The sequence below is a fragment of the Pseudomonas sp. TCU-HL1 genome, from assembly GCF_001708505.1.
In the GTDB taxonomy this organism is placed as follows: Bacteria; Pseudomonadota; Gammaproteobacteria; order Pseudomonadales; family Pseudomonadaceae; genus Metapseudomonas.
The window spans coordinates 5,602,566-5,624,864 of the sequence record NZ_CP015992.1 but is presented as its reverse complement, the minus strand read 5'-3'; the positions used below and the strand labels follow the sequence as shown (position 1 = coordinate 5,624,864).

At 65.2% G+C, this 22,299-nt stretch carries 18 protein-coding genes; 12 read left to right on the top strand and 6 right to left on the bottom strand.

The annotated features are described in order from the left end of the window. Nucleotides 1-197: 197 nt before the first annotated feature. The 6 genes from rpsF to alr all read left to right on the top strand — a co-directional run bounded on the left by rpsF (nt 198) and on the right by alr (nt 4,917). Nucleotides 198-605 carry a 30S ribosomal protein S6 gene (rpsF, locus tag THL1_RS25800; RefSeq protein ID WP_069085900.1) on the top strand — a complete coding sequence of 136 codons (408 nt, stop codon included), beginning with the start codon at nt 198-200 and terminating at the stop codon, nt 603-605. A 28-nt stretch (nt 606-633) separates the two neighbouring features. Next, entirely contained in the window at nt 634-864 is a 231-nt protein-coding gene (gene rpsR, locus THL1_RS25795) for a 30S ribosomal protein S18 (RefSeq protein WP_016495030.1), read from the top strand. Between the two features lie 36 nt (nt 865-900). After that, the gene (locus THL1_RS25790; RefSeq protein ID WP_069085899.1) at nt 901-1,794 is read left to right on the top strand and encodes a hypothetical protein; all 894 of its coding nucleotides are present in this window, start codon (nt 901-903) and stop codon (nt 1,792-1,794) included. Nucleotides 1,795-1,815: 21 nt separating this feature from the next. Beyond that, nucleotides 1,816-2,262 carry a 50S ribosomal protein L9 gene (rplI, locus tag THL1_RS25785; RefSeq protein WP_069085898.1) on the top strand — a complete coding sequence of 149 codons (447 nt, stop codon included), beginning with the start codon at nt 1,816-1,818 and terminating at the stop codon, nt 2,260-2,262. A 112-nt stretch (nt 2,263-2,374) separates the two neighbouring features. Continuing rightward, nucleotides 2,375-3,769 carry a replicative DNA helicase gene (gene dnaB / locus THL1_RS25780; RefSeq protein ID WP_069085897.1) on the top strand — a complete coding sequence of 465 codons (1,395 nt, stop codon included), beginning with the start codon at nt 2,375-2,377 and terminating at the stop codon, nt 3,767-3,769. 71 nt (nt 3,770-3,840) lie between these two features. Beyond that, nucleotides 3,841-4,917 carry an alanine racemase gene (alr, locus tag THL1_RS25775; RefSeq protein ID WP_069085896.1) on the top strand — a complete coding sequence of 359 codons (1,077 nt, stop codon included), beginning with the start codon at nt 3,841-3,843 and terminating at the stop codon, nt 4,915-4,917. A 96-nt stretch (nt 4,918-5,013) separates the two neighbouring features. Here alr and THL1_RS25770 read toward each other — a convergent pair whose 3' ends face one another. Then, complete coding sequence (locus THL1_RS25770; RefSeq protein WP_237234748.1) at nt 5,014-6,921, bottom strand: diguanylate cyclase; 1,908 nt, start codon at nt 6,919-6,921, stop codon at nt 5,014-5,016. A gap of 210 nt (nt 6,922-7,131) precedes the next feature. On the opposite strand from THL1_RS25770, the gene THL1_RS25765 reads away from it, so the two are divergent. Continuing rightward, nucleotides 7,132-9,432 carry a YgiQ family radical SAM protein gene (locus THL1_RS25765; RefSeq protein ID WP_069085895.1) on the top strand — a complete coding sequence of 767 codons (2,301 nt, stop codon included), beginning with the start codon at nt 7,132-7,134 and terminating at the stop codon, nt 9,430-9,432. A gap of 468 nt (nt 9,433-9,900) precedes the next feature. On the opposite strand, the gene THL1_RS25760 is transcribed toward THL1_RS25765, so the two are convergent. Further along, the gene (locus THL1_RS25760; protein WP_069082015.1) at nt 9,901-11,046 is read right to left on the bottom strand and encodes an IS110 family transposase; all 1,146 of its coding nucleotides are present in this window, start codon (nt 11,044-11,046) and stop codon (nt 9,901-9,903) included. 335 nt (nt 11,047-11,381) lie between these two features. Here THL1_RS25760 and THL1_RS25755 point away from each other — a divergent pair, with 335 nt between their 5' ends. From THL1_RS25755 to THL1_RS25740, 4 genes are all read left to right on the top strand, one after another. Continuing rightward, nucleotides 11,382-14,669 carry a DUF2126 domain-containing protein gene (locus THL1_RS25755; RefSeq protein ID WP_069085894.1) on the top strand — a complete coding sequence of 1,096 codons (3,288 nt, stop codon included), beginning with the start codon at nt 11,382-11,384 and terminating at the stop codon, nt 14,667-14,669. Between the two features lie 91 nt (nt 14,670-14,760). Continuing rightward, on the top strand, nt 14,761-17,259 hold the full coding sequence (locus THL1_RS25750) for a circularly permuted type 2 ATP-grasp protein (RefSeq protein WP_069085893.1): 2,499 nt from the start codon (nt 14,761-14,763) through the stop codon (nt 17,257-17,259). Further along, complete coding sequence (locus THL1_RS25745) at nt 17,259-18,194, top strand: transglutaminase family protein (RefSeq protein ID WP_069085892.1); 936 nt, start codon at nt 17,259-17,261, stop codon at nt 18,192-18,194. The genes THL1_RS25750 and THL1_RS25745 overlap by 1 nt, the downstream gene beginning before the upstream one ends. Nucleotides 18,195-18,382: 188 nt before the next feature. Next, on the top strand, nt 18,383-19,231 hold the full coding sequence (locus THL1_RS25740) for a mechanosensitive ion channel family protein (RefSeq protein WP_069085891.1): 849 nt from the start codon (nt 18,383-18,385) through the stop codon (nt 19,229-19,231). 117 nt (nt 19,232-19,348) lie between these two features. Here the strand turns inward: THL1_RS25740 and THL1_RS25735 are convergent, their stop codons facing one another. The 4 genes from THL1_RS25735 to THL1_RS25720 all read right to left on the bottom strand — a co-directional run bounded on the left by THL1_RS25735 (nt 19,349) and on the right by THL1_RS25720 (nt 21,693). Beyond that, nucleotides 19,349-19,795 carry a GNAT family N-acetyltransferase gene (locus THL1_RS25735; RefSeq protein ID WP_069085890.1) on the bottom strand — a complete coding sequence of 149 codons (447 nt, stop codon included), beginning with the start codon at nt 19,793-19,795 and terminating at the stop codon, nt 19,349-19,351. 5 nt (nt 19,796-19,800) lie between these two features. Further along, nucleotides 19,801-20,172, bottom strand: a complete 372-nt coding sequence (locus tag THL1_RS25730) for a thiol-disulfide oxidoreductase DCC family protein (protein WP_069085889.1) — start codon at nt 20,170-20,172, stop codon at nt 19,801-19,803. Nucleotides 20,173-20,231: 59 nt separating this feature from the next. Continuing rightward, entirely contained in the window at nt 20,232-20,819 is a 588-nt protein-coding gene (locus THL1_RS25725; RefSeq protein ID WP_069085888.1) for a TIGR00730 family Rossman fold protein, read from the bottom strand. A gap of 250 nt (nt 20,820-21,069) precedes the next feature. After that, nucleotides 21,070-21,693, bottom strand: coding sequence for a LysE family transporter (locus THL1_RS25720; protein ID WP_069085887.1), 624 nt, complete (start codon nt 21,691-21,693; stop codon nt 21,070-21,072). 121 nt (nt 21,694-21,814) lie between these two features. Here THL1_RS25720 and azu point away from each other — a divergent pair, with 121 nt between their 5' ends. Continuing rightward, on the top strand, nt 21,815-22,264 hold the full coding sequence (gene azu / locus THL1_RS25715) for an azurin (protein ID WP_069085886.1): 450 nt from the start codon (nt 21,815-21,817) through the stop codon (nt 22,262-22,264). Nucleotides 22,265-22,299 lie beyond the last annotated feature (35 nt).

Below are 22,299 nucleotides of genomic sequence, written 5' to 3'. Positions count from 1 at the left end.
CCGGGCAGCGTTCCAGTTGCCTGGGGCTGTTCAAAGTTTCGCCAATTTACCTTGCGTGGCATTCCGCCCTTCTCTAGAATGTCGCCCCTTGCCGTGGGGGCAGGCTCGCGCACGTCCCCGACCCGGCAAGCCCAAACGAGACATTCACTCCTTGCCTGACCACGATGTTGGCAGGCTACAACCCGTAAGGAGCATTTATGCGTCATTACGAAATCATCTTCCTGGTTCACCCGGACCAGAGCGAGCAGGTTGGCGGCATGGTTGAGCGCTACACCAAGCTCATCGAAGAAGACGGTGGCAAGGTTCACCGCCTGGAAGACTGGGGCCGTCGTCAGCTGGCCTACGCCATCAACAACGTTCACAAGGCTCACTACGTGATGCTGAACGTTGAGTGCAGCGGCAAGGCCCTGGCCGAGTTGGAAGACAACTTCCGCTACAACGACGCTGTCATCCGCAACCTGGTCATCCGTCGCGACGAAGCCATCACTGGCCAGTCCGAGATGCTCAAGGCCGAGGAAAACCGCAGCGAGCGCCGTGAGCGCCGTGAGCGCGTTGAGACTGATGCTTCCGCCGAAGGCGAAGACAGCGACAACGCTGACGAGTAATCCACGGACCTATTGAGGAGCCAAGTTCATGGCACGTTTCTTCCGTCGTCGTAAGTTCTGCCGTTTCACCGCTGAAGGCGTGAAAGAGATCGACTTCAAGGATCTCAACACCCTGAAGGCATACGTCTCCGAAACCGGCAAGATCGTTCCGAGCCGTATCACCGGCACCAAAGCCAAGTATCAGCGTCAGCTGGCTACCGCTATCAAGCGCGCCCGCTACCTGGCCCTGCTGCCCTACACCGACAGCCACGGCCGTTGATCTCGGTCGGTCGACCTAGGTAAGGGATAGATCGCAATGCGCGCTCTGGCGGAATTCATCATGCGCGGTCGTGTGCAGGCCACCCTTGTGGTGGCGGGTGCGGCGGCCCTGCCCCTGATGTTCTGGCTGAGCGCAGCCGCGGGTAGCCTGGTGCTGCTGCGGCGTGGTGTGAACGATGCTCTCGGCATTATTGCCTGGGCTCTGCTGCCGGCCCTTGGCTGGTGGTACTTCGGCGAGCCGCGCACTCTGATGGTGCTGGTCGGTGCGCTGGGATTGGCCCTGGTACTGCGTTCCAGCGTGTCCTGGACGCGGGTGCTGATGATCAGTGTGGCGCTTGGCCTGCTTTATGGCCTGGTGCTGGGTGCGGTGTTCCGCGAACCCATAACAGCCATGGCGGGTGAGTTGCAGAAACTCATGCCGCAGGTGATGGGTGGCGTCTATTCGCAGTTGGCGGAAGACGAGCGAGCGCGCCTGGGTGCCATGATCGCGCCGGTCCTGACCGGCCTGATCGCGTCGCTGTTGCAGCTGGTCAGCGTGTTGAGCCTGATGCTCGGCCGCTACTGGCAGGCAGCCTTGTACAACCCTGGTGGTTTCGGCAGTGAGTTCCGCTCGCTGAGACTCCCGCCGGCACTGGCTTTCGGCCTGTTGGCCGCCATGCTGCTGGGCCCGAACCTGGGTCTGGAGCTGGCGATGCTGACGCCAATCTGCAGTGTACCGCTGGCATTCGCTGGCCTGGCCCTGGTGCACGGGCTGGCGAAGCAGGGCGGTCTGGCCGGTTTCTGGCTGGTGGGGCTGTACGTGTCGCTGTTGCTGTTCATGCAATTGGTCTATCCGTTGCTGGTGGTTTTGGCCATCGTCGACAGTCTGATTGATTTTCGCGGTCGCCAGGCGCGCAAGAATGGCGCCGGTCCCGCGAACGGTGAAGGTTAAAAGTTAAGAGGTAAGACCCAAATGGAAGTCATCCTGCTGGAAAAAATCGCCAACCTGGGCAACCTGGGCGACAAGGTGAACGTAAAGGCCGGTTACGGCCGTAACTTCCTGCTGCCGAAAGGCAAGGCCACCGCTGCTACCGCCGAGAACGTTGCTGCGTTCGAAGCTCGCCGCGCTGAGCTGGAAAAGCAGGCTGCCGACAAGAAGGCTGCTGCCGAAACCCGCGCTGCCCAGCTGTCCGAACTGGAAGTGACCATCACTGCCAGCGCCGGCGACGAAGGCAAGCTGTTCGGTTCCATCGGCACCCACGACATCGCTGACGCCCTGACCGCCGCTGGCGTTCCGGTTGCCAAGGCTGAAGTCCGCCTGCCGAACGGCACCATTCGCCAAGTTGGCGAGTACGACGTTGCACTGCACCTGCACACCGACGTCGAAGCTGCGGTCAAGCTGATCGTGGTTGCCGGCTAAGCACGCCGTCGAGTGGGCTTGCACTTAGGTGTCGGCCCGCTAACATCGGGCACGTCATTGCGAAAGCGATGACGTGCCCGATGTCTTTCCAGCCCTAGAATTTTCCGAGCCCATGAACGATATCACCGCCCCGGAACAGTTCGACCTGCAAACCGCTGCCCTCAAGGTGCCTCCGCACTCCATCGAGGCCGAGCAGGCCGTCCTCGGGGGCCTGATGCTGGACAACAATGCCTGGGAGCGCGTGCTCGACCAGGTGTCCGACGGCGACTTCTATCGCCATGATCATCGGCTGATCTTCCGCGCCATCTTCAAGCTGGCCGAGCGCAACATGCCGTTCGACGTGGTCACCCTGTCCGAACAGCTGGACAAGGAAGGCCAACTGTCACAAGTCGGCGGCCTGGCTTATCTCGGCGAACTGGCGAAGAACACCCCGTCGGTAGCCAACATCAAGGCCTATGCCCAGATCATTCGCGAGCGCGCCACACTGCGCCAGCTGATCGGGATCAGCACCGAGATTGCCGATAGCGCCTATTCGCCCCAGGGGCGGACCGGCGAAGAGATCCTCGACGAAGCCGAGCGACTGATCTTCCAGATCGCCGAGGCGCGGCCCAAGACCGGCGGCCCGGTCGGCATCAATGACATTCTGGTCAAGGCCATCGACCGCATCGACGAGCTGTTCAACAACGGCGACGCCATCACCGGCCTGTCCACCGGCTTCAACGACCTGGACAACCTGACCAGCGGCCTGCAGCCGGCGGACATGATCATCGTCGCCGGCCGTCCATCCATGGGTAAGACCACCTTCGCCATGAACCTGGTGGAAAACGCCTTGATGCGCAGTGATAAGGCGATCCTGGTGTATTCCCTGGAGATGCCCTCCGAGTCCATCGTGATTCGTATGCTCGCGTCCCTTGGCCGCATTGACCAGACCAAGGTCCGTGCCGGCCGCCTGGACGACGACGATTGGCCGCGCCTGACTTCCGCAGTCAACCTGCTCAACGACCGCAAGCTGTTCATCGACGATACTGCAGGCATTTCCCCTTCCGAGATGCGTGCCCGCACCCGCCGCCTGGCCCGCGAGCACGGCGAGATCGGCCTGATCATGGTCGACTACCTGCAGCTGATGCAGATTCCCGGTTCCAGCGGCGACAGCCGGGTGAACGAAATCTCCGAGATCTCGCGCTCGCTCAAGGCCCTGGCCAAGGAGTTCAACTGCCCGGTTATCGCCTTGTCCCAGTTGAACCGGGGACTCGAACAGCGTCCGAACAAACGCCCGATCAACTCCGACCTGCGCGAATCAGGAGCGATCGAGCAGGACGCCGACATCATCCTGTTCGTGTACCGCGACGAGGTTTACCACCCCGAGACCGAGTTCAAGGGCGTGGCTGAAATCATTATCGGCAAGCAGCGTAACGGTCCGCTGGGTACCGCGCGGTTGGCCTTCCTCGGCAAATACTCGCGCTTCGAGAACCTCGCGCCGGGCGCCTACCAGTTCGACGACGAGTAAGCTTCAGATCAATGAACACGGGTGTCCAGGCGGTATGATGGGCGCCCGTTTTCGTTCATGAGCACGCCGCAATGCGCCCGCTGATCGCCGCCGTCGACCTCTCCGCCATCCGCCACAACTACGCCCTCGCCAAGCGCTGCGCGCCCGGCCGCCAGGCCTTTGCGGTGGTCAAGGCCAATGCCTATGGCCATGGTGTGCGCGAGGTCGTCGCCAGCCTGCGTGGCGAGGCCGATGGTTTCGCGGTGGCCTGCCTGGAGGAAGCCGCCGAAGTGCGTGCGCTGGACGACCAGGCGCGAATACTGCTGCTGGAAGGCTGCTTCGAAGCGGCTGAGTATCAACTGGCCGCCCAGCTCGGCCTGGACCTGGTGGTTCAGGGAGAGGAGCAGGCTGAGGCGCTGCTCGCTGCCGGTCTGCTGCGGCCGCTGAATGTCTGGCTGAAGCTGGATTCCGGCATGCACCGGCTTGGCTTCACCCCGGATGAAGTGCGTTACTGGCACGGCCGCTTGCGCGCCGCCGCCCAGGTGGCCCAACTCAATCTGATCAGCCATTTCGCCTGCGCCGACCTGCGTGGTCACAGCCTCAATGAGGTTCAGCTGGAGTGTTTCCTCGACCTGCTGAACCTCGACTTCGATGAGCGCAGCCTGGCCAATTCCGCTGCAATCCTCACTATACCGGCCTCCCACATGGATTGGCTGCGCCCGGGCATCATGCTCTACGGCGCCTCGCCCTTCGCCGATCTCAGCGCCGCCGAACTGGGCCTCCGGCCAGCCATGAGCCTCAGCGCTCAACTGATCGCCGTGCGCGAAATCGCGGAAGGGGAAACGGTGGGCTATGGCGCTACCTGGGAGGCCACCCGGCCGTCGCGCATCGGCACGGTCAGCTGCGGCTACGCCGACGGCTACCCGCGCCACGCTCCGAGCGGCACGCCGGTGGTAGTCAATGGCCGTCGCGTGCCGCTGGTGGGCCGGGTGTCCATGGACATGCTGGCGGTGGATCTCAGCGACCTGCCGGATGCCCGCGTGGGTGATTCGGTCGAGCTCTGGGGCAAGCAGCTTCCAGTGGATGAGCTGGCCCTGGCCTGCGGCACCATCGGCTACGAATTGCTGACCAAGGTCACCGCCCGGGTACCGCGCCGCTACCTGGCCTGATCCCACCCTGTGGGAGCGAATTCATTCGCGAAGGGCTGCGTAGCAGCCCCGTGGGGTGTGGAACTTTACTCGCGAAACAGCCGCAAGGCGGCGCCCCTACAACAACCCGCTGCGAATCTTCAGCACATCCAGCTGCAGGCTGGTTTCTTCGGATATCTCTCCATCCTCGCCGAACACCACAACACCCGAGCGGCCGCGGGTCTTGACCTTGTACAAGGCCCGGTCGGCGGTCTGGTAGAGCCCGGCGAAGTGCCGGGCGTGCTGTGGGAACAGGGCGATGCCGATGCTGATACTGACCGATAGCTTTTCCGCGCCGTAGCACATGGGGGCGGCCAGTTCCTCCAGCAGGCGCTGGGCAAGTTCGCGGGCCTGGGTTTCGGCGTCCGGCCCGCCGATCAGCACGGCGAATTCGTCACCGCCCAGGCGCGCTACCGCGTCGCCACCGCGCACGTGCTCGCGCAGGCGCTGGCCGATCGTGCGCAGCATCTCGTCGCCTGCGTCGTGGCCGAAGCGGTCGTTGATCGGCTTGAAATGGTCGAGATCGATGAGCATCAGCGCCAGGGCTTCCTCGTGGCGCTTGGCGTTGGCCAGGGCCGACTCGGTGCGCTCGATCAGGTAGCGGCGGTTCGGCAACTCGGTCAGGGAGTCGTGGAAGGCGGCGTGCTGCAAGGCCCGCTCGCGCTCGCTGAGGCGCTGGTTGGCGGCGGCCAGCTCGGCAGTGCGGGTGGTGACGGCGGCCTGCAGTTCGTCGGCGCTGGCCTGCATCTGCGCCAGGCGCGCGGCCTTCTCGCGGTCGGCCTGTTCCACGGCCACGGCCTTTTCCTGCTTGAGCATCTGGATGCGGTAGGCAAGGGCGAAGGAGAAGAGAATGGACTCGGCGGCAACGGCAATGGGGAACATGTAGGCGGTGAAATTGATCGGCTGGATGATGCCGGCGGCGCGCATAACCAGCACTGCAGTGCTGATCAGCACGGTGCCGTAACCGATCAGGTAGAAGCGCGCCGGGATGAAGCCCTGGCGCCAGCGGATCACTGCGCTGATCAGAGCGGTGGGCACGGTCACTATGGGCGTGATGGCGATCAGGATGGCACCCTCGGCGCGGTAGCCGAAGAGGTTGATCAGAATGGCGACGGCGTAGAGCACGCAGGCAACGTTGAACAGGCGATCAGCCCAGCGCAATCCCCGCCGGGTGTACAGCAGCTCCTGGGTGAAACGCATCACGAAAATGCCCCAGAGCGCCGGCAGGGTGATGCGGTCCAGCCACAAGGGCACCGCGGCGTCCGGCCAGAAGTACTGGAAGCCGTGGCCGCTCATGCTGAGGATGAACACCAGGGCCGAGGCGGTTGCCAGCACATACCAGAGGTAGGCGGGATCGCGGAGCGCCGCGAGGATGAACAGGTTGTAGAGGAAGAGCGCCAGAATCACCCCGTAAACCAGACCGAAGCCAAGGTTTTCCGAAGCCTTCAACTCCTTCAGGTCATCCAGCTGCCAGACCTTCAGGGGGAAGGAATTGCCCGCCGGGTCATAGCTGCGGAAGTACAGGACCAGCGGCTGGGTACCGATTTCCGGCAGCTTGAAGAGCATGCGCCGGTAGGAATAGTCGCGGGTCTCGGCAAAGGGCAGGGCCTCGCTGGATTCCTTCCGGGTCCAGCCTCCCTGGCCGTTCGGCAAGTAGAGGCTGACCCGATGGACGGTGATGCCCGAGTTCTCCAGCCACCACTGCTGCGGGGCGTCGTTGCTGCGGCTGAGTTCGACCCTCACCCACCAGACGCTGCGGCTCTGTCCGACGCTGGCGCGTTCATTGGCCGGGACGAAACGCTGTTGCACCTCGGGGGCGGCCAGGTCCTGGATGTCGAGCTTGCCGTCCGGATCTTCCAACAGGTCGATATGCCCGTTGAGGGAAGCGCCACTGCTTTGCCGCGTCAGCTCGAATGCGGCTTGGGCGGGCAGGGCGAGACCCAACCAGCACAGGAGCAGGAAAAGGATCGGGGTCTGGCGTGGCACCGCGCATGCTCCTTGTAAGTTATTTACTACTGCGGCTTGGCGGTCTTTGTGTCGGCAGGAGTATAGCGATCTGGAGAATCGGTGATCACTCTGTACGTGATTTCCTACAGCCGTGCAGTTGGCCCAACAGAAACCCAGCGTCAGCGTCGGACTTGCTCAAAATTTGTGCTATATTCCGCGCCCCGTGAAAAAGCCCGCTGGTCAAAAAATATGCAAGCTGCGAAGCCGCTGTTCGACTATCCGAAGTACTGGGCCGAGTGTTTCGGTCCCGCACCCTTCCTGCCGATGAGCCGGGAAGAGATGGATCAGCTCGGCTGGGACTCCTGCGACATCATCATCGTGACCGGCGACGCCTACGTCGACCACCCGTCCTTCGGCATGGCCATCATCGGCCGCCTGCTCGAGGCCCAGGGCTTCCGCGTGGGCATCATCGCCCAGCCGGACTGGCGCTCGAAGGACGACTTCATGAAGCTCGGCCAGCCGAACCTGTTCTTCGGTGTGGCGGCGGGCAACATGGACTCCATGATCAACCGCTACACCGCGGACAAGAAAATCCGCTCCGACGACGCGTACACCCCCGGTGGCGTCGCCGGCAAGCGCCCGGACCGCGCCAGCCTGGTCTACAGCCAGCGTTGCAAAGAGGCCTACACCCATGTGCCGGTGGTGCTGGGCGGCATCGAGGCGTCGCTACGCCGCATCGCCCACTACGACTACTGGCAGGACAAGGTGCGCCGTTCCATCCTCATGGACGCCACCGCTGACATCCTGCTCTACGGCAACGCCGAGCGCGCCGTGGTGGAGATCGCCCAGCGCCTGTCCTACGGCCAGAAGATCGAAGACATCACTGACGTGCGCGGTACGGCCTTCATTCGCCGCGATACGCCCGATGACTGGTTCGAGATCGACTCCACCCGCATCGACCGCCCGGGCAAGATCGACAAGATCATCAACCCCTACGTCAACACCCAGGACACCGCCGCCTGCGCCATCGAGCAGGAGAAGGGCCCGGTGGACGACCCGGAAGAAGCCAAGGTGGTGCAGTTGCTGCCCAACCCGCGCCTGACCCGCGAAAAGACCGTGATCCGTCTGCCGTCGTTCGAGAAGGTGCGCAACGACCCGGTGCTCTATGCCCACGCCAACCGCGTGCTGCATCTGGAGACCAACCCCGGCAACGCCCGCGCGCTGGTGCAGCGGCACGGTGAGGTGGACGTCTGGTTCAACGCGCCGCCCATCCCGATGAGCACCGAAGAGATGGACTACGTCTTCGGCATGCCCTACGCCCGCATCCCGCACCCGGTCTATGGCAAGGAGAAGATCCCGGCCTACGAGATGATCCGCTTCTCGGTGAACATCATGCGTGGCTGCTTCGGCGGCTGCACCTTCTGCTCTATCACCGAGCATGAAGGCCGCATCATCCAGAACCGCTCGGAAGAGTCGATCATTCGCGAGATCGAGGAAATCCGTGACAAGGTGCCCGGCTTCACCGGCGTCATCTCCGACCTGGGCGGCCCGACCGCCAACATGTACCGGATCGCCTGCAAGAGCCCGGAGATCGAGACGCACTGCCGCAAGCCGTCCTGCGTCTGGCCGGGCATCTGCGAAAACCTCAACACCGACCACTCGGCGCTGATCCAGCTCTATCGCTCCGCTCGCGCACTGCCGGGCGTGAAGAAAATCCTCATCGCTTCCGGCCTGCGCTACGACCTGGCGGTGGAATCCCCCGAGTACGTCAAGGAACTGGTGACGCACCACGTCGGCGGCTACCTGAAGATCGCCCCGGAACATACCGAGGAAGGGCCCCTGGGCAAGATGATGAAGCCCGGTATCGGTTCCTATGACCGCTTCAAGCAGATGTTCGAGAAGTACTCGAAGGAAGCGGGCAAGGAGCAGTACCTCATTCCGTACTTCATCGCCGCCCACCCCGGCACCACGGACGAGGACATGATGAACCTCGCCCTGTGGCTCAAGCGCAATGGCTTCCGTGCCGACCAGGTACAGGCCTTCTACCCGTCCCCCATGGCCAGCGCCACCGCCATGTACCACTCGGGCAAGAACCCCCTGCGCAAGGTCACCTACAAGAGCGAAGGGGTGAAGATCGTCAAGAGCGAGGAGCAGCGTCGCCTGCACAAGGCCTTCCTGCGCTACCACGATCCGAAGAACTGGCCGATGCTGCGCGAGGCCCTGGAGCGCATGGGCCGCAGTGACCTGATCGGCAACGCCAAGCACCAGCTGATCCCGACCCACCAGCCGACCACGGACGAGTACCACAGCGCCCGTCGCAAGAACTCCACCCCGGCCGACAGCAAGAAGGTCAGCGGGGCCACCACCGGCAAGGTGCTCACCCAGCACACCGGCCTGCCGCCGCGCGCCAGCGACGGCAGCAAGCCCTGGGACAAGCGCGAGCAGGCCAAGGCCGCTGCCTTCGCCCGCAAGCAGGCGGAGAACAAGGCGGCAGCGTCTGAAAAAGGTGGTAAGAAGAAGCCCGCCAAGCGGCCTGTCGCGCCGCGCTGATGAAAACGCCAGCCTTCGGGCTGGCGTTTTCGTATGGGGGGGCAGCCTTGCCAGCCTGCCCGGAGGCGGCTGAGCCTGGGCGGCTTTGCTTTTCCTGTGGGGGCGAATTCATTCGCCAAGCAGGCCGAAGGTCTGCCCTGGGGATTCGGAGGGGCCGCTTCGCGCCCCTTGGCGAATGAATTCGCCCCTTCTATGAAGATCTCGGTGTCAAGGCCTGTTCCTCCGATTCATGACTTGGGGCACGCATCAAGGCAGCGGGGCATGCTGCTCGTGAGACCTAGCGTCTCACCACCTTCTATCCGCTGGTCACGAGGACCAACACGATCCTGCTTGCGCGTTGCGCTCAGGCATACCCCTTTGCACCACACCCTTTCTACAAGATCGGTCATCGCGCTGATGACCCGGGCGAATTACGGGCGTGTTGACTGCGTAACTCTTTCGTCGCGGCTCGCTGGCTGAGTGGTGGTGTCAGGGCACGGCTTTCAGTGTTGCACCCGCCGGCAGCTCACCGCGCTCCAGGTAGCGCCACAAGGCGATCACCAGGCGTCGCGCCAGGGCCACGATCGCTACCCGTCGACTGCGACGGCAATCACCGCCGGCCTTCTTGGCGAACCAGTGGCTGAGGGCGCTGTTCGGCTGGTAGTGCAGCCATAGCCAGGCCTGTTCGACCAGCAGCGCGCGGACCCGGGGATTACCCTGCTTGCTGATGCCCTGGTCGACCCGCAGCGTGCCGCTGTCGTAGGGCGAGGGCACCAGGCCAACGCAGGCCCCCAACTGACGGCGGTTGCGAAACTGCCGCCAGAACAGCTCGAGTACCAGTTGCCGGGCGCCGACGGTGCCGATGCCGCGCAACTGGCTCAGTCGCGCCACTTGTTCGGCCTGGCGGGTGCCGAAGCGCTGCGCGTGTTCGTGCTCCAGCCGCCGCAGCTGGGTCCGGGCCTCCTGCCAGCGTTGCAGCTCCCGCTGCAGGCGGGCCTGCAGCGCCGCCCCCAGCGCCTGGCCAGCCCAGTCCTGCAGCGTGCCCTCGGCCAGTTGTTGGCGGCCGGCACGATCCAGCCGGGTCCAGCAGCCCACCGTCGCCAGCAGCTTCTCGATCCGGTTGCGGTGCTGCTGCAGCTCGCGCTGCAACTGCTGGCGCTCGCGCCCCCAGTGCCGGCGATCCTCGTCCTCGACGCTGGGCGGGCACACCACCTGAAAACGCCGCTGCTCGCCACGCAGCCAGGCCAGCAGGGCCTCCACCAGGCGCAAGGCGTCCAGCCGGTCAGTCTTGGCCAGACGCCTCCGCCGCGCCATCAGCAGGCTCGCTGGATCGATCACCAGGACCTCCAGCGCACGCGCCTGCAAGGCGCGCTGTAGCCAGAAGCCATCCTGGCCCGCTTCATACACCACGACCACTCTGGCGGACGCTGGCAACGCCCAGAGCGCGCGCGTCTCCGCGATCGTTTGCACCACCTGCTCCAGGCGCGCCAGGGGTTGCGGTGCGTCGACTGTCTTCAGCCGGGGGGCGCGCCGGGCATCACTCAGCGCCACTTTCCAACTGGCCCTGGCCAACTCCAGCGCCACTGCCAAGACCGGTTCGTTCGCACTATGCTGTTCAACGTAGGCCGTTCGCATGTCGATTCCTCCTCTGGGCCAAACCTTCTATCCCCCGGATTAAGAATCGGCGTGCGGGCGGCCTTTGCATAGGATCTACAGATGTCATTGCCTTTGAAAGGCGCTTATACCCAATCGGCCTAACCAGCCCACCCCGAATTCCCTTCTCCTTCATATTCGGCCGCTAGGCTTGAGCCTCACCCGTCGGCCCGCCGCGAACCATTTTTGTGCGGCCGGGTCATCCGGGTGCGAAGACGGCCCCGTTCCGGTGCTTGGAGGGGCTGAAATCCATGGCTGGGAGCTGGCACAAGTCTTGCGCGACTTCCGGCATCGCCCAGGCTCGCAGGAGGCACGCCGTGTCGATCCATGTCGCACTGCATCACGTCACCCACTATCGCTACGATCGTGAGGTCAATCTCGGTCCGCAGATCGTTCGCCTGCGTCCGGCACCCCACAGCCGCACGCGCATTCTCGGCTATTCGTTGAAGGTTGCGCCGGGCAAGCACTTCATCAACTGGCAGCAGGATCCCCAGGGCAACTACTTGGCGCGGCTGGTGTTCCCGGAGAAAACCCGTGAACTGAAGGTGGAGGTGGATCTGGTCGCCGAAATGGCGGTGTTCAACCCCTTCGATTTCTTCCTCGAGCCCTACGCCGAGCAGATTCCCTTCCGCTACACCGCCGCCGACCAGCGTGAGCTGGCGCCTTACTTGAGCCGCCTGCCGGCCACGCCGCTGTTCGCCGACTACCTGGCGCGTATTGACCTCACCCCCAAGGGCAGCGTCGACTTCCTGGTGGCGATCAACCAGCAGCTGTCCCGCGATATCCGCTACCTGATCCGCATGGAGCCCGGTGTGCAAACGCCGGAAGAAAGCCTGGAAAAGGCGTCCGGTTCTTGCCGCGATTCGGCCTGGCTGCTGGTGCAGCTGCTGCGCCACCTGGGCCTGGCAGCGCGCTTCGTGTCCGGCTACCTGATCCAGCTCACCGCCGACCAGAAGTCCCTCGACGGCCCCAGCGGTACCGAGGTGGACTTCACCGACCTGCACGCCTGGTGCGAGGTCTACCTGCCGGGCGCCGGCTGGGTTGGCCTGGACCCGACTTCCGGGCTCTTTGCCGGCGAGGGTCACATCCCGCTGGCGTGCAGTCCCGAGCCATCCTCGGCGGCGCCCATCAGCGGCGCGGTGGATGAAAGTGAATGCGAGTTCTCCCACGAGATGCGCGTCGAGCGGGTCTGGGAAGCGCCTCGCGTGACCAAGCCCTACAGCGACGAGCAGTGGCGGGCCATCCGCGAACTGGGGGCGCGCATCGACGCTGACCTCACGGCGGGCGACGTGCGCCTGACCATGGGCGGCGAGCCCACCTTCATCGCCATCGACTACCCCGACGATCCGGAGTGGAACACCGCCGCGCTCGGCCCGAACAAGCGCCGCCTGGCTGCCGACCTGTTCCACCGCCTGCGCAAACACTACGCGCCAGTGGGGCTGATGCACTTCGGCCAGGGCAAGTGGTACCCCGGAGAGCAACTGCCGCGCTGGTCGCTGAACTGCTTCTGGCGCAAGGATGGCGAGCCCATCTGGCAGGACCGCGCGCTCTACGCCGACGAAGGCCGCAGCTACGGCGCGGACGCCCCCCTTGCGGCACGTTTCCTCAGCCGTGTGGCCAGCCGCCTGGGGGTGTCGGGAGACCATCAGTTCCCGGCCTTCGAAGACTGGTTCTACTACCTCTGGCGCGAGCGCAAGCTGCCCGCCAACGTCACCCCGGACGATGCCCGCCTGGCCGATCCGCTGGAACGTGAGCGCCTGCGCCGGGTGTTCGAACGCGGCCTGGGCGAGGTGGTGGGGCAGGTGCTGCCGCTGGCGCGCAGTGCGGCGGGCGATGCCTGGGAAAGCGGCCGCTGGTTCCTGCGCGAGGAGCATTGCCGGCTGATCCCCGGTGACTCGGCGATGGGCTATCGGCTGCCGCTGGACTCCCAGCCCTGGGCCAGCGCCGCCGACTACCCCTACGTGAATCCCGCCGACCCCAGTCAGGCGTTCCCGCCGTTGCGACGAGCCGCGCTGATCCGCCAGCAACTGCGCGACGGTGCACCGGGATCGCAGAGCGATGGCCAGGAGCCGCGTCTGCATCAGTCTGCCGCCGGCATCACCCGCACTGCCCTTTGTGCTGAGCCCCGCGAAGGGCGGCTCTACCTGTTCATGCCGCCCCTGAGCGAACTGGAGGCCTACCTGGAGCTGGTGGCGGCCATCGAGGCCACGGCCGGCGAGCTGGACTGCCCGGTGCTCCTAGAAGGCTACGAGCCACCCAGTGACCCACGCCTGACCAATTTCCGCGTTACCCCCGATCCGGGCGTGATCGAGGTGAATATCCACCCCTCGGCCAACTGGGACGAACTGGTGGAACGCACCGAATTCCTCTACGAGGCGGCGCGGCAGTGCCGGCTGTCCAGCGAGAAGTTCATGGTCGACGGCCGTCACGTCGGCACCGGTGGCGGCAACCATTTCGTCCTCGGTGGAGCCACGCCGGCCGATTCACCCTTCCTGCGCCGGCCGGACCTGCTGCGCAGCCTGATCAGCTACTGGCACAACCACCCCTCGTTGTCCTACTTGTTCTCCGGCCTGTTCATCGGCCCCACCTCCCAGGCGCCACGGGTGGATGAGGCGCGCAACGATGCCCTATACGAACTGGAAATCGCTTTCGCCCAGATGCCCGAGCCCGGCGCCGACTGCTCGCCCTGGCTGGTGGATCGCCTGCTGCGCAACCTGCTGGTGGACGTCACCGGCAACACCCACCGCGCCGAGTTCTGCATCGACAAGCTCTACTCGCCCGACAGCAGCAGCGGCCGCCTCGGCCTGCTGGAGCTGCGCGCCTTCGAGATGCCACCCCACGCGCGCATGAGCCTGGCCCAGCAACTGCTGCTGCGTGGAATGGTGGCGCGCTTCTGGAACGAGCCCTACCAGCCGCCGAAGCTGGTGCGCTGGGGCACCGAGCTGCACGACCGCTTCCTGCTGCCGCATTTCGTCCAGCAGGACTTCGAGGACGTGGTCCACGAGTTCAACGCCGCCGGCTATCCGCTGCTGGCCGAATGGTTTGCCCCGCACTTCGAGTTCCGCTTCCCCAAATACGGCGACTACCAGGTCAAGGGCATCGACCTGGAGCTGCGCCAGGCCCTGGAGCCCTGGCATGTGCTGGGGGAGGAGGGTGCCAGCGGTGGGGCCGTGCGCTATGTGGATTCGTCCCTGGAGCGGGTGCAGGTCAAGGTCACGGGCATGGCCCCGGATCGCTACGTGCTGACCTGCAATGGCGAGCCGGTTCCGCTGCGGCCCACCGGACGGGGTGGCGAGTTCGTCGCCGGGGTGCGTTATCGCGCCTGGCAGCCGGCTTCCTGCCTGCAGCCCACCATTGGCGTGCAGGTGCCCCTGGTGTTCGACCTGGTGGACACCTGGGTGCAACGCTCCCTGGGCGGCTGCCAGTACCATGTCGCCCACCCCGGCGGGCGCAGCTACGACAGCTTCCCGGTGAACGCCTACGAGGCCGAAAGCCGGCGCCTGGCGCGCTTCTTCCGCCATGGGCACACGCCAGGCAAACTGCAGGTCGGCGCGCCGGTGGTGGACGACGAATTGCCCATGACACTGGATCTGCGCCGCCGCTAAGCGACGTGCGCGGTGCCCCGGCCGACGTACAGCGGCCGGGTGCCGCGCTGTCCGCTAAAGTTTCCCTGCTGCCCATTCGCCGAGTTCCTTGATGTCCGAGCTGCTAGCCAACTACCCCCTGACGGCCACGGCCTACCACGAGCTGCTGAATGCCCGTGGCGAGGTGCGCCCACACTGGCTGCGCCTGTTCCAGCAGTTGGAACGCAGCAGCCCGGCGCAAATGCAACAGCGACAGGAACTGCTGGCGCGGCAGATCCAGGAGAACGGTGTCACCTACAACGTCTACGCCGATCCCAAGGGCACTGATCGCCCCTGGGAGCTGGACCTCTTGCCCAACCTGCTCTCCGCCGAGGAATGGCAGCCCATCGCGGCCGGCGTGGCCCAGCGTGCTCGTCTGCTGAACGCCGTGCTGGCCGACCTCTACGGCCCGCAGAACCTGCTGGTCGACGGGCTGTTGCCCAGCGAACTGGTCTTTGGGCACCCGAATTTCCTCTGGCCCTGCCAGGGCGTGCAGCCGCCCGGTGGCATCTTCCTGCACAGCTACGCCGTGGACCTGGCCCGCGATGCCGACGGCCGCTGGCATGTGTTGGCCGACCGCACCCAGGCGCCCTCTGGCGCAGGCTATGCCCTGGAGAACCGGCAGATCGTCTCCCGCGCCTTGCCGGAGCTCTACCGCGACCTGAAGGTGCAGTACCTGGCCGGCTACTTCCGCACCTTGCAGGAAACCCTGATCCGCCAGGCGCCCAGCGACGGCGAGACGCCGCTGGTGGTGCTGCTGACGCCGGGGCGATTCAACGAAACCTACTTCGAGCATCTCTACCTCGCCCGCCAGCTTGGCTTTCCGTTGGTGGAAGGCCACGACCTGACGGTGCGCGACGCCACCCTCTACCTCAAGACACTGGGTGGCCTGAAACGGGTCCACGCCGTGCTGCGCCGCCTCGACGACGACTTCTGCGACCCTCTGGAGCTGCGAACCGATTCGGCCCTCGGCGTGCCCGGCCTGCTGGACGCGGTGCGCCGTGGCCGGGTGCTGGTGGCCAACGCCCTGGGCAGCGGCGTGCTGGAGTCGCCAGGCTTGCTGGGCCTGCTGCCCAGGGTCAGCCAGCGTCTTCTGGGTGAAGACCTGCTGCTGCCCACCCTGGGCACCTGGTGGTGCGGCCAGGGGCAGGTGCTGAGCAAGTCCCCGGACGGCCTGGCCGGGCTGGTGATCAAGCCCGCCTTCCCCAGCCAGAGCTTCGAACCGCTGTTCGGCCACGCGCTTGAGGATGGCGCTCTGCTGGCGCTGCGCAAACGTTTGCAGGCCCATCCCCACGCCTATGTCGCCCAGCGCATGGCGCAGCTGTCGCAGGCGCCGGTCTGGCAGGGGGACGCAGAACGCGGCGAATTGCAGTCGCGAGCCATCGGCATGCGGGTCTTCGCCGTGGCCGGTCGCGATGGCAATTACTGGGTGATGCCCGGCGGCCTGACGCGGGTGGCGTCGGCGGCCGATGCCGAGGTGGTTTCCATGCAGCGCGGCGGTGCCAGCAAGGACACCTGGGTGCTGGCCGATCTGCCGGTGGTGGGTGAACCCTTGCGCCCGCGCACCCTCGGTGCGCGCGACCTGATCCGCCAGGACCCTTATCTGCCATCGCGCGTGGTGGAAAACCTCTACTGGTTCGGCCGCTACGGCGAACGTTGCGACAACGGCGCCCGCCTGCTGCGGGTGGTGCTGTCGCGCTATGTGGATGCCGACGGCGACGACCAGGCGCTGCAATCGGCCCTGCAGCTGGCCACTGCCATCGGCCTGGTGCCGCGCGGCGATGAACCCCTGGAGCAACGCTTGCTGGCGGCCCTGCTGGACGATGAGTGGCCCAGCAGCGTCAGCGCCAACCTGCGCCGCTTGCATTGGGCCGCGGCCCAGGTGCGTGGGCGGCTGTCGCGGGAGAACTGGCACGCGGTGCTGGAGCTGCATCGCGAGGCACAGGCCCTGGACCCGGAACGCACCGACCTGGGCGAGGCCCTGGAATTTCTCAACCGCTTGCTGATGTCCCTGGCGGCCCTGTCCGGCTTTGCCCTGGACGACATGACCCGTGACGATGGCTGGCGCTTCCTGATGATCGGCCGGCGCATCGAGCGCGTGCAGTTCTATGCCGAAGCCATCGCCGGATTCCTCGAAGGCGGCGCCACCTGGGACCCGGTTGCCCTTGAGTGGCTGCTGGAACTGGGCAACAGCACCATCACTTACCGTTCGCGCTACCTGGCCTCACCGCAGTTGATCCCGGTGCTCGACCTGCTCCTGCTGCACGACCAGAACCCCCACGCGCTGCGCTTCCAGTTGCAGGCGCTGGAGCGCTCCCTGGGACGGCTGCACCTGGAGTTCGGCGCGCCCCAGGAGCTGGTGCTCAGTGGCCTGATCGGTCGCCTGCTGGCCTTCGACCTGGCCACCCTGGAGGACCCGTTGTTCGGCAGCGAAAGCCTGGATGACGTGCTCGAAGGCTTGGCCGACCTGTTGCGGGAAATCGCGCAGAACGTCGGACAGGTCTCCGATCGCCTCGGATTGCGCTATTTTGCCCACGTCGACGACGTCAGCCAGCAAACGGTATCCACCTGATGCGTGCGCAAGCCCACTCCATCGCCCCCGTGCAGGGCGCCCGCTACCAGGTGTTCCACGACACCCATTACCGCTATGCGTCGCCCGTGTCCCTGTCCCAGCAACTGGTCCATCTCTGGCCACGGGAGTGTGCCTGGCAGCTGTGCAGCGGCCAGCAACTGCTGGTCAATCCCGAGCCCACCCTGCGCCAGGACCTGCTGGACGTGTTCGGCAACCCGCTGACCCGCCTGGCCTTCGAGCGGCCTCACGACGAGTTGCAGGTGAACACCCGCCTGCAGATCGAGGTGCTGCCCCACGCGCCGCCGGACCTGGCGGCCTCGCCGGCCTGGGAACAGGTGCCGGCCAGCCTGGCCTACACCGGCCGTGCCCTGTCGCCCGGCGAGCTGGATGCGTGCCGCTACCGGGTCGAATCGCCGTATGTGCGGATCAAGCGCCAGTTCGCCGAGTTCGCTGCCGGCTGCTTCCCCGCTGGCATTCCGCTGTTGCAGGGTACGGCGACGCTGATGGAGAAAATCTTCAGCGAGTTCGCTTTCGACGCCGAAGCCACGCAAGTGGCGACGCCGCTGACCGAGGTGCTGGAGCGCCGTCGCGGCGTCTGCCAGGACTTCGCCCACCTGATGCTCGCCTGCCTGCGCTCCCGTGGGCTGGCGGCGCGCTACGTCAGCGGCTACCTGCTGACCCAACCGCCGCCCGGCCAGCCGCGCCTGATCGGCGCCGATGCCTCCCACGCCTGGGTGTCGGTCTACTGCCCGCGCAATGGCTGGGTGGACTTCGATCCCACTAACAACATCCTGCCCAACCTGGAACACATCACCCTGGCCTGGGGCCGCGATTTTTCCGATGTCTCGCCGCTACGCGGCGTCATCCTCGGCGGCGGCAGCCACGATCCCGAAGTGCGGGTGACCGTCATGCCCCTCTGGGAACTCGCCGTCTGAAACTCTCGTAGGTTGGTCCGAGCTCAGCGAGGCCCAACGTCGTGCTCCACCTCAGGCACCGCATCGTTGGGTTTCGTACCTCTGCGGAACGCCGCCCGACCCAACCTACGAGGATGTGCCTGGCAAGCACTTTGCTGGCGCCGTGCTAGCTTTTTCGGAGCCACTTCTCCCCTGCAAGGTGCTTCGCCATGGATGAAACAACCATCGTCAATGTAGGTACCGAGAAGGTCAGCGCGTTTATGACCACGGTCATGCAGTACGCCACCACCTTCGGCGTCAAGATTCTCGCGGCCATCGCCTTCTGGGTGGTCGGCCGCTGGCTGATCGGCTTCGCGGTCGGTCTGGTCCAGCGTTCCCTGGAGCGGCAGAAGGTCGACCCGACCGTGCTGCGCTACGTCGGCTCCTTCATCACCGTGACGCTGAACGTCCTCCTGGTGGTCGGCATCCTCGGATTCTTCGGCATCCAGACCACCAGCCTCGCGGCGCTGATCGCGGCGGTCGGCCTGGCCATCGGCATGGCCTGGTCGGGGCTGCTGGCCAATCTCGCAGCGGGCGGTTTCATCATCGTCCTGCGGCCGTTCAAGGTGGGGGACTTCATCAGCGCCGGTGGCGTGACCGGTACAGTGAAGGAAATCGGCCTGTTCGCGACCGCGATCAACACGCCGGACAATGTGATGACCCTGGTGGGCAACAACAAGATCTTCAGCGACACCATCCAGAACTTCAGCCACAACGCCTTCCGTCGCGTGGAACTGAAGGCCCAGCTCTCGGGCGCCGCCGATTGGCAAGCGGCCGTAGCCGTGCTCAAGGGGCGTATCGCCGCCATCCCCAATGTGCTGACCGACCCGCCGGTGGATGTGGACATTCTCGAATTCAACCTAGTGGGCCCGGTACTGGCGGTGCGGCCGTATTGCCACAACGACAACTACTGGCAGGTGTATTTCGATACCAACCGGGTGCTCAAGGAGGCCCTGGGCACGGACTTCCCGGCACCGATGCCGGCACAGACCATCATCGTGCAGCAGTCTCAGGGTTGATCCCTCCGTAGGTTGGCGCTGAGGAACGAAGCCCAACATGGTCCGCGCAGCGGACCCCTATCGTTGGGCCTCGCTTCGCTCGGCACCAACCTGCTGCTTTCAGCGGCCGGACGGTGGTCAGGCCATGCGTAGATGCAGGATGGGAAACGGCTTGCCCAAGCCATCCAAGTGCGAACGGTCGTATTGCACGAACCCCAGGTGCAGGTAGAAACCCACCGCCTGCAGGTTCTGCTCGTTCACGTCGACGCTGCGCGCGCCGAGCACTATTGCGTGCGCCATCAGTGTGCGGCCGACACCCTGGCCGTGCCGGGCCGGGTCGACGAAAAGCATCTCTATTCTGTCTTCGGCCGTGCCGACGAAGCCGGCAATGCGGCCATCGTCGCCGCGCAGGCAGGCCAGCCGGACCGAATCCAGGTAGGCATCGCGCACCAGCGGCTTGAAGAACTGGATGTCGTCTTCGCTGAGGAAATGGTGCGTGGCGCGCACGGCGCCTTCCCAGACGTCCACGAGGCGCTGGCGGTCGGCAGGGGAGAGGGTGGCCAGGGTTTCGATGGCAGTGGTCATTCCATTCACCAGTGATGTTTGGCTTTGTTCCAGCGGTAGAGCAGGCGGGCAAAGGCCTTGTAGGCCAGTTGCGAAAGACCATGGATCAGTGGCAGGGAGAACAGTCGGGCCTTCCAGTGCTCCCGTGGCGAGTGGCGCCAGAGCACGATGAAGGCATCCACCCCCATGCGCTTCACGCCTTGTTCGTCCACCAGGTGCAGGCGTTCGCGGACGTATTCCAGGTTCTCGCCGATTTCCTCCACCGCGTCGTTGTCCTGGTGGATGTCGGCCCATTCCACCTGGCAAGCGGTGGTCTTGCCCTTCTGGCCTTCGATGCCCGCTTTGCACACCGGGCAGGCGCTGTTGTAGTAGACCTTGATCCGCTCGTCGCCTGCCATGGTTGGCTCCGGCTGGTGATTTCGTCCCGGTCATTCTAGAACTCGGGACGAACGCGGGATCAATGGGGCTTGCGGTCGACCCACTTGGGCGCGCTGCTGGGGCGCCAGGCTTCCAGGCGGTCCAGCAGGGTTTCGGGGTGGCCGCCGACCTGCAGCATGCCTCGGTGCTGGTCGCGGACGAAGCGTTCTTCCACCAGGTGGTCGAGGAAGTCGGTGAGCTTGTCGTAGAAGCTGTTAACTTCCAGCAGGCCCAGCGGCTTGCTGTGGTAGCCCAGTTGGCCCCACGTCCAAATTTCGAAGAGCTCTTCCAGGGTGCCGAGGCCGCCGGGCAGGGCGATGAAGGCGTCGGACAGCTCGGCCATGCGGGCCTTGCGCGCGTGCATGCCGTCCACGACTTCCAGGCGGGTCAGGCCCTTGTGGCCAATTTCGGCGTCCATCAGGCTCTGCGGAATCACCCCGATGACTTCGCCGCCGGCAGCCAAGGCTGCATCGGCCACGGTGCCCATCAGGCCAACCGCACCACCGCCGTAGACCAGCGTGATGCCACGTTCGGCCAGGGTGTGGCCCAGGAGGGCGGCTGCTTCACGGTAGATCGGCTTGGCGCCGGGGCTGGCACCGCAGAACACGCAGACGGAACGCAAGGGCATGGGGGACTCCTGGTGCGAAAAAAGCGCGCAAGAGTACCGATTTCGCCCCCGGGCTCCAAGCTGTGCGACTGGTCAGCTTCCGAACGGTAGGGGCCGGGTTTACTCGGCCGAAGCGCCGCAAGCCCCGGCGGCATAGGCAGCGAGCAGGCTTTGCAGGAAGCTCATGGCGTATCTCCTTCTGGACGAATGGCGCCATGCTAGGGCGGTCTGGGTCCGGCCGCCCTTTGATTGCATCGATGGGCTTGATAGCTCAGACGAGCTTCAGCAGCTCTGCCGCCGTCATTCCCGACAGACCCAGCAGGCACAGGCCGCAGGCCAGGTAGGTGAGCCGGTGCCAGAGGTTGGAAGCGGCGCGGCGGAACCAGTCCACCAGGCCGGCGCAGATGAAGCACCAGAGCAGCGAGGAGAGCATGAAGCCGCCGAAGAACACCGCTAGGTGGGTGGGGGTCGGCTCGGCGACGCCAACGGCCGCCATGGCCCCGCCCATGGCGGCCCAATAGACGATGTTCTGGGGGTTGGTCAGCGACAGTGCTGCTCCTGAGGCGAAAGCGCCGCCGCTGGCAGCTTGCTCTTCGGTCGAGGGTTGCGGCGGGCGATGGGCGTCACGCAGCGACTGCAGGCCCAGCCAGCCCAGGTAGAGTGCGCTGGCGATGGTCAGCGGGTAACGCACCGCCGCGCTGTCCAGCAGCAGGGCGAGGCCGGTAAGGCCCAGTGCCGCCCAGGTGGCGTCGCCCACCAGCGAGCCGATCTGCACCATCAGCGCGGGGCGGTAGCCGTCGCGCAGGCCGCGGCGCAGGGTCTCACTGAAGACGGCGCCGGGCGCCGCGTTGAACACGAATCCGAGGAGCATCGCGGCGATGAAGAAGGACAGCATGGGGCGTGAAATTCCTTGTAATCAGGGTTGCGGCCTGTTGCCGCAGGTAATGGGAACTCGCTGGCAAATGGGGCAGTCTCCCTTCTGGGGCATTTCTGCCCTTTCTGCCAAGGAGACTCCCATGATTCGCAAGCTCGTCGCTGCATCCGTGCTGGCCTTGGCCAGTGCACCTCTGCTGGCTGCTGAATGTACCGTGGATGTGCAAGGCACTGACCAGATGACTTTCGATACCAAAGAGATCAAGGTCAGCAAAAGTTGCAAAACCTTCACCGTAAACCTCAAGCACTCCGGCAAGCTGGCCAAGAACGTGATGGGCCACAACTGGGTGCTGAGCAAGACCGCCGATGCACAGCCCATCGCCACCGAGGGCATGACCGCCGGCCTCGACAAGGACTACCTCAAGGCCGAAGACCCCCGCATCATCGCCCACACCAAAATGATCGGCGGCGGCGAGAGCGACAGCGTGACCTTCGACGTGGCCAAGCTGGCGGCCGGTGAGAGCTACGAGTTCTTCTGCTCCTTCCCGGGCCACGTGTCGATGATGAAAGGTAGCCTGGCCCTGGTCGATTGATCCCCAAGGTGAACGAACAAAAGGCCGCTCCGTGT

What these genes read in the sequence shown, in the direction of transcription:
- THL1_RS25750 (WP_069085893.1), top strand. Translation starts at nt 14,761, where the DNA reads ATGTCCGAGCTGCTAGCCAACTACCCCCTGACGGCCACGGCCTACCAC.
- THL1_RS25720 (WP_069085887.1), bottom strand. Translation starts at nt 21,693, where the DNA reads ATGCTGTCCTTCTTCATCGCCGCGATGCTCCTCGGATTCGTGTTCAAC.
- THL1_RS25790 (WP_069085899.1), top strand. Translation starts at nt 901, where the DNA reads ATGCGCGCTCTGGCGGAATTCATCATGCGCGGTCGTGTGCAGGCCACC.
- alr (WP_069085896.1), top strand. Translation starts at nt 3,841, where the DNA reads ATGCGCCCGCTGATCGCCGCCGTCGACCTCTCCGCCATCCGCCACAAC.
- THL1_RS25735 (WP_069085890.1), bottom strand. Translation starts at nt 19,795, where the DNA reads ATGACCACTGCCATCGAAACCCTGGCCACCCTCTCCCCTGCCGACCGC.
- THL1_RS25760 (WP_069082015.1), bottom strand. Translation starts at nt 11,046, where the DNA reads ATGCGAACGGCCTACGTTGAACAGCATAGTGCGAACGAACCGGTCTTG.
- dnaB (WP_069085897.1), top strand. Translation starts at nt 2,375, where the DNA reads ATGAACGATATCACCGCCCCGGAACAGTTCGACCTGCAAACCGCTGCC.
- azu (WP_069085886.1), top strand. Translation starts at nt 21,815, where the DNA reads ATGATTCGCAAGCTCGTCGCTGCATCCGTGCTGGCCTTGGCCAGTGCA.
- rpsR (WP_016495030.1), top strand. Translation starts at nt 634, where the DNA reads ATGGCACGTTTCTTCCGTCGTCGTAAGTTCTGCCGTTTCACCGCTGAA.
- THL1_RS25765 (WP_069085895.1), top strand. Translation starts at nt 7,132, where the DNA reads ATGCAAGCTGCGAAGCCGCTGTTCGACTATCCGAAGTACTGGGCCGAG.
- THL1_RS25725 (WP_069085888.1), bottom strand. Translation starts at nt 20,819, where the DNA reads ATGCCCTTGCGTTCCGTCTGCGTGTTCTGCGGTGCCAGCCCCGGCGCC.
- rpsF (WP_069085900.1), top strand. Translation starts at nt 198, where the DNA reads ATGCGTCATTACGAAATCATCTTCCTGGTTCACCCGGACCAGAGCGAG.
- rplI (WP_069085898.1), top strand. Translation starts at nt 1,816, where the DNA reads ATGGAAGTCATCCTGCTGGAAAAAATCGCCAACCTGGGCAACCTGGGC.
- THL1_RS25740 (WP_069085891.1), top strand. Translation starts at nt 18,383, where the DNA reads ATGGATGAAACAACCATCGTCAATGTAGGTACCGAGAAGGTCAGCGCG.
- THL1_RS25745 (WP_069085892.1), top strand. Translation starts at nt 17,259, where the DNA reads ATGCGTGCGCAAGCCCACTCCATCGCCCCCGTGCAGGGCGCCCGCTAC.
- THL1_RS25730 (WP_069085889.1), bottom strand. Translation starts at nt 20,172, where the DNA reads ATGGCAGGCGACGAGCGGATCAAGGTCTACTACAACAGCGCCTGCCCG.